This window comes from Paenibacillus sp. FSL E2-0201, from assembly GCF_037963325.1.
Lineage (GTDB): Bacteria > Bacillota > Bacilli > Paenibacillales > Paenibacillaceae > Paenibacillus_AQ.
On the sequence record NZ_CP150154.1, the window covers coordinates 586406 to 599597 of the forward strand.

Consider the following 13192-nt stretch of genomic DNA (forward strand, 5'->3'; position numbering starts at 1 on the left):
AAAGAAGGTTTGATCATGACAGGGTGGGGCCGGTATAAAGGCTACAACATGAATGCTTTTCGCAAGGATTTGATTTCGGGGACAATCGTCGGTGTTATTGCCATTCCTTTGGGGATGGCATTTGCTATTGCTTCCGGTGTTAAACCGGAGTATGGCATTTACACGACGATCGTTGCCGGCATATGTATTTCATTGTTCGGAGGATCGAAATTTCAAATTGGCGGGCCGACAGGTGCTTTCATCCCTATCTTATTTGCCATTGCGATGGAGTATGGCTATGAGAACCTGCTTATCGCAGGGATGATGGCAGGGGTTATATTAGTCCTCATGGGATTATTAAAGCTGGGAGTACTGATTAAGTTTATTCCGAGGCCAGTAACGATTGGTTTCACAGCGGGAATAGCGGTCATTATCTTTACCGGACAGATTGCTAATTTCCTTGGATTAAGGGATATAGAACGGCATGAGCGCTTTGTAGATAACATGAAAGAAATAGGGCTTCATCTATCGACGGTGAATGGGTATAGTATTCTGACCGCTGTGATTTGTCTTGCCGTGGTCATCCTAGCAATTCGATTCGCTCCAAAGGTGCCTGGATCATTGGTAGGTCTTCTGTGCGCGACTGTGATTGCTGCGTTATTCTTTAGCGGCAAAGTGACTACGATTGGCTCTGCTTACGGGGACATTCCGAATACCTTACCGAGCTTTCGATTTCCGGACATTACTTGGGAACGGATTACCCTGCTAATTCGTCCGGCATTTATCATTGCAATGTTAGGCTCTATAGAGTCATTGTTATCCGCTGTTGTAGCGGATGGAATGACAGGCAGCCGCCATAATAGCAACCGTGAGCTAATCGGTCAGGGGATCGCGAATATTGCTGCTCCATTGTTCGGAGGCATACCGGCAACAGGAGCAATTGCTAGAACAGCGACGAACATCAAGAGTGGCGCTGTTTCTCCGATCTCAGGGATCGTTCACGGTGTGGTAGTGTTTCTAATTCTCCTGTTGTTCGCACCCTATGCTTCGAGTATTCCTTTAGCTGCGATGGCGCCTATCTTAATGGTAGTAGCTTGGAATATGAGTGAGCGCAAAGAGTTCCTTCATTTGCTTAAGATCAAGACCGGCGATTCCTTGGTATTATTCATCACTTTCTTGTTAACAATATTTGCAGATTTAACGTTGGCTGTAGAGGTGGGATTAATTCTTGCAGTCATTCTGTTTGTGAAACGAATGGGAGAGGTTCATTTGGTGGCCAAAGTACTGCCTGATCCGAATTCCGTTAAGGTAGAAGCACATATGGTCACGGAGAGTCATGATTGTCCGCAAATTGGTATTTACACGGTGGAGGGTCCGCTATTTTTTGGCGCAGCCTATCGATTCGATGATACTATGCCAAGTTATGGCTCAGATCAACCCAGAATTATATTAATGCGTATGGGGAAAGTACCATTCATGGATACCACAGGAGAATCCAATTTGGCAGAACTGGTGCGGCATTTACAAGCTGTTGGAGGGAAACTAATGATCTCCGGCATACAGCCGCAGCCGCTTGAGTTGCTCAAGAGAACTGGACTGTATGACACTATAGGTGAGGCGCAGTTTCATCAGCACACTGGGGAAGCGATTAATGATGCACTTAGCAGTATCGATTACAATAAGTGTATTGGATGTAGCCATGCCGCTTTTAGGGAGTGTACAGCGTTCTCCTGTATGGAAGAGGCTGGAAACCTGCGCGGTCTGAAAGGGCGTAAGAAACCTGTAATAGCACCTGAACTAAATGGTGGTCTCTGAGTTAAATAGATAAGGGTCAGCCCGGGCGTTTCTGCGTCCGGGTTTTTCTATTCAAATATAAGAATTTAAGTTTCACAGCATATATTATCCTTATATTTCTCGCATAAACGCTTATTGTCCTAATAAGGACGACAAAGGCATTTATGCTTGAGATTGGACTTGAGAATGCCAAATTTGTACAATTGGGTATAAGTTAAATGTAAACTATCTCGATAAGGAGAATATAAGCTCATGAAGGAATTGAATTATCCGAAGGTGTTTATGCTCTTGGCAGGTCTGTCTGTGGCGACATTGGCCGTATATCGTGTAGTGTCACTACAGACGGATTCGTTTTATGCATTTTTAATCTGGAATTTGTTCCTGGCTTGGATTCCGTTCCTGTTCTCTATGGCTGCTTATGAACTGGATAAAAGGAAGATAGGTGGATTGCTGCTTATACCGCTAGGCGTCGCTTGGCTGCTATTCTTTCCGAACGCGCCTTATCTCATGACGGATCTGGTGCATCTAACGATAAGAAAAAGCAGATATATCGTGGATGGCACCATTCAGAATCGGTATTGGTATGACTTGGTAACTCTCTTATTGTTCACTTGGAGCGGTTGGCTAACCGGGTTCTTCTCTTTATACCAGTTCCAGACGGTTGTTTATCGCAAAAGCAGCCTGCTGTTCTCTTGGATATTTGTACTCGCAGCATGTGTACTTGGGGGATATGGAGTTCTGCTTGGCCGAGTCTACAGGCTGAATAGCTGGGATGTACTGACGGACCGGCATCAGTTGTACCAACTGGTTATGGACAGTCTGAATCGACAATCGGTATTTTTCAGCTTGTTCATTGCGTTTGTATTGCTGGTTATCTACGCTACGATGTACTGTTTACTGAATGGTCTTGGAACCAGTGAAAGAGGAAGGGGTGCTAAGCGCATTCGTGGTTAATCCATAAATTCCGGATCAAATTGGTATTGTTTCAGATCTACCACTCCTTTTTCATTAAAAATAATCCCTTCCTCCTGCAAATAAAGCTTCTGGAGGGAGCTGGATTCATCTTCAGTCAAGGAGATCATTCCTTTGGCGTTGATGACCCGATGCCAGGGAAGCTTGTATTTTCTACTCATGGAATGAAGGATCCGAACGACCTGCCTCGCGCCTCTTGGGCTTCCTGCTGCACGTGCTATTCCTCCGTAAGTCATCACCTTACCTTCAGGTATGGATTGTATAATACGTAACACTTGTTCCGTAAATGGTGTCATAGGGAGCTCCTATTTCTTATTTTCATCAAATTATACCAGATGATCACTATAATCATAAAACATCAACAATGTCGCTGCTAAAGCGGCTTTTTTTATTTTCAAAGGATGAAGTTAACTTTCCCTCGCGTAGGAGTTGATCCCTTTTCAGTATAATTTTGGCGGATAGTATTTAGTGAGACGGGGGATAATTTCTAGGAAACCTATTGTGACAGGAGTGGCTACTGTGGAGAAACAGACGACAGAGAATAACCGCAAAGATTCTCAACAAAATAAGAAGTCTGGGCAGACTCTAAGTACGTCACTGGATGAAATGATGGACCTGTTTCGGCAAATATTCAAGGACGATGGAACCCTTAGAATCAGAGTGATAAATAATGAGGGCAGTGAAGCTCTTCGCTTCGGGTTAGTTTATGTTGACGGGATGGTTGACAGGGAAATGATCCAATACGGAGTGATTAAGCCCCTAATGAAATTTGATTTTACGGCAATGGATAGCGGGAATACAGCTGAACTGATGGAAAAAATTCGGACGATGGTTATTAACATTAGCGATGTAGTCTGCTCTACGAGTTTGGATGAGATGGTTAGCGGGGTCGTAGCTGGAAAAACATTATTTCTGATGGATGGCTTTGCGGGTGCGCTAAACATTAGTGCACAGGGGTGGGAGACGAAGGCTATCGCGGAGCCTTTGACGGAAAAAAGCGTCAAGGGTCCACGAGAAGGTTTTACAGAGTCGCTGCTTGTAAACTTGACTCTCATTCGCCGAAGGGTGCAAAGTCCGGACTTAAAGTTGATTTATGGCCAGGTCGGGGTTCGCTCCAAAACAGAAACATGTATTTGTTATATTGAAGGTTTGGCCTCACCGGATGTTGTGAAAGAGCTGCAGAACCGAATTCAGCAGGTGGACATAGATGTTGTATTGGATACGTCTATTCTTTCGGAGCTTATTCGAGATGAACCCTTTTCACCCTTTGAAATGACGGGAAGCACAGAACGTCCTGATTCTGTAGTAAGCAAAATGATGGAAGGTAGAGTTGCCTTATTAATGGAAGGCAGTCCTTATGCAATGACAGTGCCCTATTTGTTTGTGGAGAATTTTCAGGCTAGTGCTGATTATTATATTAACTATTACTTTGGTTCGTTTAACCGAATGATAAGGGTACTTGGGGCCTTTTTGTCTATTAGTATTCCTGCTTTGTACGTAGCGTTGGTTACCTATAGTCAGGAAATGCTGCCTACTATGTTGTTGCTCAGTATTTCAACGTCGAGAGTAGCCGTTCCTTTTCCAACTGTGGTGGAGGTCTTGTTCATGCTAACGATATTTGAAATTCTGCGAGAGGCAGGAGAACGAATACCGACCTACATTGGTCAGGCGATTAGCATCGTAGGTGCGCTTGTACTGGGTCAGGCGGCTGTGGAAGCGAGAATCGTCAGCGCTCCTATGATTATTGTAGTAGGTCTAACGGGAATTATGGCTTTACTTAACCCTAGATTGACGGGACCTCTAATCGTGGTAAGGTCACTTTTGCTGTTCGCAACCTTTTTCCTGGGATTGTACGGGTATTTTCTGGGTGTGATCGGACTAGTGATTCATTTGATGAGTTTACGTTCCTTTGGGGTCCAGTACATGCTTGGAATAGGCTCTATTCATCCGCAAGATATTAAGGATACAGCTATAAGGGCGCCGTGGTGGCATATGTATCTACGTCCGGCGATGATTGGGGCACGTAATCGAAAGAGAAAAGCGACAAATAAAGCAAGGAATCGATCATGAGGAAAATGAAAAGAGGATTGCTAGCTTGTATATCGCTATTATTTCTGATCAGTATCTTAGGCTGTTGGGATTACGCCGAGATTGAAGATAGGGCAGTTGTAGCAGGCATTGGTATCGATAAAGATTCTGACGGGAAGCTGTTAGCAACGGTCGAAATCGTGGATACGAAAGAGGGGATGAAATCTAGTCAAGCGGGTTATAAGATGGTTAGTCTTTCAGGTAAAACGATGTTTGATATTGTACGAAGCATGATTTCAATAACGGGAAAGAAACTATTTTGGAGCCATTCCAAGGCGATCATTCTCAGCGAGGAGGTAGCAAAGGAAGGGGCTGTAAAAGTGATTGATTGGTATAACAGAGATACAGAAACTCGGTCGGATGTTTACGTGTTTGTGTCCAAAGAGAAGACGGCTCAGGAAGTAATCAATTTAAACAGCTCAACAGAGACTATTATGTCTTATGGTCTTGCGCAGCAGATGGCGATTGAAAAAAATGTGAGTACGGCTCCGGTAGTGGAGATTTGGGACTTTATCGAAAAGCTGGAGACACCCGGGGATTGTGCTATAGCTCCTCTTGTATATATTCATGAAAAAAACGGTCAGAAGAATCCACGTGTTAGTGGAACAGCTATATTCAAAATGGACAGAATGATTGGCAAGCTAAGCGGTGATGAGACCAAGTACATGTTGTTTGTTAAAGATGATATTAAGGGAGGGGTGTTAACCGTGAATAATGAAGAGGGAACCCCCGACTTTACACTTGAGATTTTCTCTAATGAAACAAAGATAAAGCCTGTTTGGGTCAACGGTAAGCTCCAATTACAGATTCAAACGATCACACATACCGGGCTTGATGAGGTGATGACTACTGAAGGATTTACGAGTCTAAATAGTAAGAACGTTATAGAAAAGCGTGCTGCAAAGGAATTAGAGGAGAATATGCGCTCTGTAATTAAGAGGGTGCAGTCGGATTATCATACCGATATTTTTGGATTTGGGGAGAAAATCCATGAGAATATGCCTAAGACCTGGTCCGAGCTAGATAAAGATTGGGAACGGGAATTCTCTGATCTAGATGTGGTTGTAAATTCAACAATAATTATTGAGAGCAGTGCTCAAAACTCAAGATCTATCCAGATCCATCAAGAGTAGGTGATTAATTGGCTGTTATCGTTGTGCTGATCTACTTTTTTGTTGTACTGCTGGACCCTTACGGATTGTTAAAGCAAGGGATGAAACGTGATTTTTATGTGTGTAGTACACTGTGTCTGTTTTCATTCTGTATTGCTTTTGCATTGGCCATGAAATGGCAGCTTCCTAGTCCTTCGCCTTTAATTGTAAGCTGGATCAGCAAGTTATTCTAGTTACAAGCCAAGAGGAGATTTAAGCATGAAAAAAGAGATCATACCCACAGGGCATTCTATAAGTATTGTTGTTCTATTTATTATTGGGACCTCACTATTCATGGGACTGCCGGGAAAATCGGGCAACAGTAGCTGGATTGCTCTGCTTATGGCCATATCGCTAACGGTTCCCCTGCTGTTTATGTACGCCAGATTTCATGTGCTTTTTCCGGGTAAGGATCTATTTGATATATTGATCACGGTATTTGGGTCTATCTTCGGGAGAGTAGTTTCCTGTGCGTATATATGGTATGCGCTGCATATGGGGGCGCTCGTCCTAAGGAATTTTGGGGAATTTAGTAAAACGGTTGCCTTGACAGAGACGCCTATGATTGCACCCATGTTATGCATGGCACTGTTATGTATTTGGGTGGTTAAGGCAGGAATTGAGGTGATTGGGAGATGTGCTAAGCTATTTCTACTGCTTCTTTTGGCTGAGGTTTTTTTTATTGAAATCTTAGCGATCCCCAAGCTCAAGTATCACTATTTGAAGCCTTTTCTTGATACTGGATGGTCACCGGTATTTGCAGATGCATGGGGAACATTTACCTTTCCATTTGCTGAAATTGTTCTTTTTATGGGAGTATTCAGTCATTTGCCGGCAAAAGAATCAGCCAAAAAGATTCTGCTAAGCGGATTGTTGATTTCTGGTGGGGTGATTTTGCTCGTTTCTCTGCGGAATTTACTGATTCTCAATCCTGATATTGTTCAAAGCTTATACTTCCCCTCTTATGTAGCGGTTAGTCGGATTAATATAGGGGATTTTTTGACTCGAATGGAGGCATCCTCCGCAGTTGGATTTGTAATCACGATATTTATAAAGGCCAGCATATGTTTATATGTGGCTAGTGTTGGAGTTGCTAAGTTATTCAAATTGAAGAGTTACCGATCCGTTGTGCTTCAGCTGGGATTGATTGTGGTTTATTTCTCTCAATTTATCTTCAAGGATATTATGGAGATGCAACATTTTGCCTATACAATTTATCCCATATATGCACTTCCATTTCAGGTGATTATTCCACTGGTATTGTGGATTTGTGCTGAAATTATGGTTAGTAGAAATAAACATAAGCAGGTAGCTACACAGCAATAGAACTACGTTCGACCATTCCTGAACTCATGATGAGATTAGGAATTCTTTGATTTCTAAACTGTACCTAAGTTAGCTATAATGATAGATACATAGAATGGTTGTTTTAGAAGAGAGGGAACAGGTATGAACGTCAGCAACATCATTATGTCCTCTTATTGGGGTAGAGAGGTTAGACATAAATATATCACGCAAGGCTCAAAGACATTGGCTGTTATTTTTCCAGGTAAAAATTACTCGACTGAACGCCCTCTGCTAGATTATGCGGCCAAAGCAGCTCGGGAACATCATTGCGATGTCTTGCTGCTTGAGTATGGCTACCAGAGTGCGAGAGTAGGATTTAAGCGCGATGAAATGATTATTCTCATTCAGGAGTGTAAGGCGGCCATTGCATCGCTTCCTGACTACAAGAACTTTCTATTTATCAGCAAAAGTGTGGGGGCGGTCATCGCAGGGAGAATTGCAGAAGAGCTGGAAATACAGAAAAAGACGTCCCATCTATTTATAACACCATTACCTGAGGCGATTCCTCTGATTCAGCAAAGTCGCGGGACTGTAATTTATGGCGGAGGGGATCCTTTATTCAGTGAGCAGCATTCCGGTGAAATTAGTAGACTTCATCATTTAAAAGTGTATAGAATCGATGATGCTAATCATAGTCTTGAGGTAGATCAGGTCAACGAGTCACTGGCCATTCTGCTTGTTATTATTAATTTTTATCATGAATTTTTCCGCGATGCATTAAGTACATAATCTTGGGAGGATGCTGAACATGATTTTGGAAGCTGCGATGCTACAAGTGAAGCCTGGTTTGACTCCTGATTTTGAAAAGAGCTTCAAGGAGGCATCAAGCTTAATTTCTTCAATAGAAGGCTACATGGGGCATGAACTGCAACAGTGCTTGGAGGATGATCATAAGTATTTGCTTCTTGTGAAGTGGAGAACGCTTGAAGATCACACCATAGGATTCAGAGAATCGAGCCAGTATCAGGAATGGAAGGCGCTACTTCACCATTACTACGATCCATTTCCGGTAGTTGAACACTTTACCCGTATTAATCTGGACTAAATGGAGGAACTCGAGTGAAGGCGAAGCTTGTCGGGAAAGGTAGAACAGCTGAGATCTGGCAGCATGAGGATCAGAAGATTCTAAAGTTGTACCTAGAGGATGTTTCAGAGCAGAATATTAGCCGAGAATATAAGATCAGCCAGTTTGTGCACTCGCAGGGCGTCCGGACACCACAGCCATTTGAACTCATTTCTGAACAATCAAGACAAGGGATTGTATTTCAACAAATTAAAGGTCCCTCCCTGCTAAAGGTGATGGGTGAGAAGCCTTGGAAAGTTAGTATGTATGCCAGAATGATGGCTAGGCTTCACTATGATTTGCATAAGCTTGAAATTACTGAGGAGATCGGACAGCAGAAGGATATGTTGAAGTGGAATATCATGGGGGCTCCAATGCTTAGTGAAGATGAGAAGTCAATCATTCTGAGCTATCTGGAGAAGCTACCACAAGGAACTCATTTATGCCATGGTGATTTCCATCCTGACAATGTGCTTATGGACGATCAGCTCTGGGTAATCGACTGGATGACAGGAGTGGTGGGAGAACCGGCGGCCGATGCTGCTCGATCCGTAGTGATGTTCAGTATGGGAGCTATGCCCCCTGGTGCCTCTGCCTTATCGAGAATGATGATAGGTTTTATTAGAAAGAAATTAACCAAGGGATACATTCGGGAGTATCTCCGTTTATCAGGATGTACTTATGAGGACATAGACCGCTGGATTCTGCCTATCGCTGCCGCGCGTCTGGTGGAAGGACTTCCGCCACCGGAGAAGGAGCTAATAGTAAAAGAAGTTCGTAAACGTCTACAAGCCATAATCGAGGTCCCAAGCTGATCATGATAAGAAACGGAGTGTGCTCATGACTACCTATATTGCATTGCTGCGTGGCATTAATGTCGGCGGCAACAAAATCATTAAGATGCAGGATCTGAAGACAATGTTGCAATCCCTTAGCTTTCACAATGTACGGACGTATATTCAGAGCGGAAATGTAATATTTGAAAGTGATGAGGAATCGGAGAGCTTTCTTAGCGGAGTTATTGAACGTCAGATTCATGAGGTGTTTGGTTTTGAAGTCTCTGTTATAATTCGTACACTGGCTGAGATGGAGAAAGTACTCGCAAACAATCCTTTTCAGCTATCCGAGCCAGAGGCGTTCAAGAAATGGTATGTCTCCTTTTTACCGGCTGAGCCTTCAGTCGAGGCGCTTGATAAGCTGCGTATTTATGAGGATGGACCAGATAAAGTGCGTTTTGTCGGCAGAGAGATGTACATGTTATATGAGGTCAGTGTGAGCCAATCGCCGCTTTTCAAGGTTCCTTTTGACAAAATATTGGGTATGACGCTTACAGCACGTAATTGGAATACGGTGAATAAGCTCATTACTATGGGCAGGATGGAATAGTCTATTTCTGATTGCGATTTGAACAGAAAGGCGCCACAGTTGTGGGGCTTTTTTTTGCGTTCCGGGAGCTTTATTTATTCAGCAAACATTCAGCGTGCACTCATTGAGAGTTAAGGTAAGGGTGAAATAATACACCTACGGAAAGATTGAGCCGGGAACACAGAACTGCCGGTATATAGATGATCAAAGGATAGGAGTGGATGGAGATGAGTGGGGTCAAAAAAATCAGTTCGGATCTTATACTGTGGCTCATTTTATTACTTGCTGCTTTTTTGTACGGTTATGGGGTTTGGAATGACCATTATGTGAATACATACTACACCACCGCGGTGGGAAGTATGCTGCAGAATTTTCATAATTTCTTCTTCGCTTCACTGGACTCTGCGGGTTCAGTAACGGTGGATAAACCACCGGTTACCTTTTGGATTCAGACGCTTAGCGCACTCATTTTCGGGCTGCATGGCTGGAGTGTGATTCTGCCTCAAGCCCTTGGGGGCGTTGGTTCTGTATTACTAGTATATCTGCTAGTAAAGCCTACCTTCGGTAGAGCGGCAGCACGTATAGCAGCATTAGTCATGGCGACTACTCCGGTAGCAGCAGCTGTCAGCCGGACAAACAATATTGATGCATTGCTAGTGTTTACACTGCTGCTCGCGGCATGGTTTCTATTCAAAGGAACGAAGAGCAACAAGATGGGCAGTCTTCTCACCGCATTTGCATTAATCGGTGTTGGGTTTAATGAGAAGATGCTGCAGGCATACATGGTTCTACCGGCTTTTTATCTCTTCTATGTCTTGGCTGCCAAAGTGAACTGGAAGAGGAAGACGGGGGTGTTGGCGGCCTCCACAGCAATATTGCTTGTAGTCTCCTTATCCTGGGCAGTGATTGTGGATTCGATTCCCGCCAGCAAACGACCTTATATCGGCAGTAGCGGCACGAATTCAGTGTTGAATCTTGCCTTTGGTTATAATGGCGTTGCCCGATTGACGGGGGATCGCGGGACAGGCGGAGGCGGAGGCGGGATGCCTCCTATGAACGGTGGCGAGATGCCGAATATGAATGGTGAAATGCCAAACATGAATGGCGAGATGCCCGCCATGAATGGGGCAGGCGGTAATAATGGCACGGATGGTGGACGTGGAGCATTTTCGGGTCAGCAAGGCACAAATTCGCCTACGAATAGCCAGACTGGCGAGGATGATGGAGGCTCACCAGGTCAACCTCCTAGTGGATCAGACAATCAAGGTCGGCAATTCGGAGGCGACGACGGCGGCGGGCGAGGAGATCGCGGCGGCATGAGTGGCGGTGGAGGCGGGATGTTCAATACGGGTACAGCAGGCCCGCTGCGACTGTTCCAATCAGAGCTGTCAGGACAGGCTAGCTGGCTGCTACCTTTCGTATTGCTTGGTTGCATTGGATTATTTGCCAATCTGCGGAGAAGGAACTTTACCCAAGCTCATAAGGAAGTGATCTTCTGGTTAGCATGGCTGGTGCCCGTTATGGGATTTTTCAGTATCGCAGGTTTCTTCCATCAATATTATCTGGTGATGATGGCTCCGCCAATTGCTGCGCTAGTTGGTGCAGGATGGTCAAAGCTGTGGACGCTATATCGCGAGCACTCTGGTTGGCTGTCTTGGCTATTGCCCGCTGCAACACTGGTTACAGCAGGTTTCGAGTGGTACATTGTTCATCCTTATGACGATACAATTGGCAGTGGCTGGTCCATTGGTATTTTAGCTGCAGGCATAGTGGTTTCACTGGTGCTGTTAGTTCTTAAAGGCAAGAAGAAGTCCTTTATTTATGCGACAGGCATAACAGCCGTATTAGTATTGTTAATTGGGCCGCTCTACTGGGCAGCTACTCCAATTACCTATGGCTTGAACAGTCAAACCCCTGAGGCAGGCCCGAGCAGTAGTGAGGGTAAAGGGGGGATGGGCGGCAACTCAAGCAATTTTGGACGTAATAGCGCCACAAGTGCGAATGAGAGTCTGTTGTCCTATTTGGAGGAAAACAATACGGGTGAACCTTATCTTTTTGCTACCTTAGATTATGGTACAGCAGCTCCGTATATCGTTGATAAGGGTGCTTCAGTCGTAATTCTGAATGGATTTTCTAACTCAGACACCGTATATACCCAAGATAGCCTAAAGGCCTTTGTAGAGAGTGGAAAGGTAAAATACTTCCTGATCAATAGCGGTGGTATGGGTGGTGGACGCGGGGGTAACTCCGAGTTGACGACTTGGATCACGGAGAATGGTACAGAAGTTCCAACAGCTGATTGGGCAGGTAACGATGCAGGAAACAGCGGAACATTATACAAAGTCACTTTAAATTAGGCGAATGTTCATAATATGAGGCGTGTTATGAGATGAATCTAACACGCTTCATTATTCAAATTTAAGGAGGAGCTGCTCATGAGTACCAACGTGCGCTATTCCATTGTTATACCGATGTTTAACGAAGAGGCGGTTATTCAGGAGACTTATCGCCGGATCAAAAAAGTAATGGGTTTGACGGGTGAAGTGTATGAGCTGATCTTTGTGAATGACGGCAGCACAGACAATTGTGCCCAGATGATTGAGGAATACAGTTACTGGGATGAAAGTGTGAAGCTGATCGATTTATCGCGTAACTTCGGGCATCAGATCGCGATTACAGCTGGAATGGATTATGCCCTAGGGGATGCAGTCGTCATTATTGATGCCGATTTGCAAGATCCGCCGGAACTGATTCTGGACATGATTGCGGAATGGAAGCAGGGTTATGAAGTTGTATATGCCAAAAGGATCAAGCGAAATGGAGAATCCTTGTTCAAAAAGTGGACGGCCAGCCTCTTTTATAGAGTGCTTCGTTATTCAACTGACATTTCTATCCCTGTGGATACGGGGGATTTTCGTCTCATAGATCGTAAAGTATGTGAAGAGCTCAAACGTCTGCCAGAGAAGAATCGATTCGTTCGCGGCCTGGTCAGCTGGGTCGGTTTCCGTCAAAAAGCTATTGAATATGAGCGTGATGAACGTCTGGCTGGAGAGACTAAATATCCATTGAAGCGCATGATCAAGCTCTCTATGGATGGAATTACTTCCTTCTCTTATAAGCCGCTGAAGCTGGCAGGATATCTTGGCGCATTGCTATCGGCTTCTGGTTTTCTATACCTGATGTACGTGCTTTATCTGGTGATTTTTACGGACTCAGCCGTTAAGGGCTGGGCATCCATGATTGGGATTACACTAACCTTTAATGGGTTTGTACTCATTATGTTAGGGATTCTGGGTGAGTATGTCGGCCGGATTTATGATGAGACCAAGGGACGTCCGCTCTATATTGTCCAAGAGTTCTATGGGGGTAAGGAGCAGCAGAGCGTTCGCGAGCAGCAAGCCATTCATCGTTAATAACTGCAAGGGAGGGATTC

13 protein-coding genes are annotated in these 13192 nt (G+C 44.4%); 12 read left to right on the top strand and 1 reads right to left on the bottom strand.

Annotated features, from left to right (window positions below; translation table 11 throughout):
* The first annotated feature begins 15 nt into the window (after positions 1–15).
* Together NSU15_RS02690 and NSU15_RS02695 are read left to right on the top strand one after the other, a co-directional pair.
* Entirely contained in the window at positions 16–1794 is a 1779-nt protein-coding gene (locus NSU15_RS02690) for a SulP family inorganic anion transporter (protein WP_339289030.1), read from the top strand.
* Positions 1795–2025: 231 nt separating this feature from the next.
* The gene (locus tag NSU15_RS02695) at positions 2026–2727 is read left to right on the top strand and encodes a DUF1361 domain-containing protein (protein WP_339289031.1); all 702 of its coding nucleotides are present in this window, start codon (positions 2026–2028) and stop codon (positions 2725–2727) included.
* Here NSU15_RS02695 and NSU15_RS02700 read toward each other — a convergent pair.
* Positions 2724–3041, bottom strand: a complete 318-nt coding sequence (locus NSU15_RS02700) for an MGMT family protein (RefSeq protein ID WP_339289033.1) — start codon at positions 3039–3041, stop codon at positions 2724–2726. The two genes, NSU15_RS02695 and NSU15_RS02700, sit on opposite strands and share 4 nt — an antisense overlap.
* Before the next feature lie 223 nt (positions 3042–3264).
* Between NSU15_RS02700 and NSU15_RS02705 the strand changes: the two genes are divergently transcribed.
* The 10 genes from NSU15_RS02705 (at position 3265) to NSU15_RS02750 (ending at position 13172) form a co-directional block, all read left to right on the top strand.
* Entirely contained in the window at positions 3265–4815 is a 1551-nt protein-coding gene (locus NSU15_RS02705; protein WP_156114710.1) for a spore germination protein, read from the top strand.
* Positions 4816–4820: 5 nt separating this feature from the next.
* On the top strand, positions 4821–5966 hold the full coding sequence (locus NSU15_RS02710; protein ID WP_339289036.1) for a Ger(x)C family spore germination protein: 1146 nt from the start codon (positions 4821–4823) through the stop codon (positions 5964–5966).
* A gap of 8 nt (positions 5967–5974) precedes the next feature.
* The gene (locus tag NSU15_RS02715; RefSeq protein WP_042123872.1) at positions 5975–6178 is read left to right on the top strand and encodes a hypothetical protein; all 204 of its coding nucleotides are present in this window, start codon (positions 5975–5977) and stop codon (positions 6176–6178) included.
* Between the two features lie 25 nt (positions 6179–6203).
* Complete coding sequence (locus NSU15_RS02720) at positions 6204–7310, top strand: endospore germination permease (protein WP_339289038.1); 1107 nt, start codon at positions 6204–6206, stop codon at positions 7308–7310.
* A gap of 123 nt (positions 7311–7433) precedes the next feature.
* Entirely contained in the window at positions 7434–8060 is a 627-nt protein-coding gene (locus NSU15_RS02725) for a hypothetical protein (protein WP_042123874.1), read from the top strand.
* Positions 8061–8079: 19 nt separating this feature from the next.
* Positions 8080–8376: an antibiotic biosynthesis monooxygenase gene (locus tag NSU15_RS02730; RefSeq protein ID WP_339289040.1), complete on the top strand. Its 297-nt coding sequence runs from the start codon at positions 8080–8082 to the stop codon at positions 8374–8376.
* Positions 8377–8390: 14 nt separating this feature from the next.
* Entirely contained in the window at positions 8391–9209 is an 819-nt protein-coding gene (locus NSU15_RS02735) for an aminoglycoside phosphotransferase family protein (protein ID WP_339289042.1), read from the top strand.
* A gap of 25 nt (positions 9210–9234) precedes the next feature.
* Positions 9235–9780, top strand: coding sequence for a DUF1697 domain-containing protein (locus NSU15_RS02740; protein WP_339289044.1), 546 nt, complete (start codon positions 9235–9237; stop codon positions 9778–9780).
* 206 nt (positions 9781–9986) lie between these two features.
* On the top strand, positions 9987–12116 hold the full coding sequence (locus tag NSU15_RS02745) for a glycosyltransferase family 39 protein (protein ID WP_339289046.1): 2130 nt from the start codon (positions 9987–9989) through the stop codon (positions 12114–12116).
* 78 nt (positions 12117–12194) lie between these two features.
* Positions 12195–13172: a glycosyltransferase family 2 protein gene (locus tag NSU15_RS02750; protein WP_339289047.1), complete on the top strand. Its 978-nt coding sequence runs from the start codon at positions 12195–12197 to the stop codon at positions 13170–13172.
* Positions 13173–13192 lie beyond the last annotated feature (20 nt).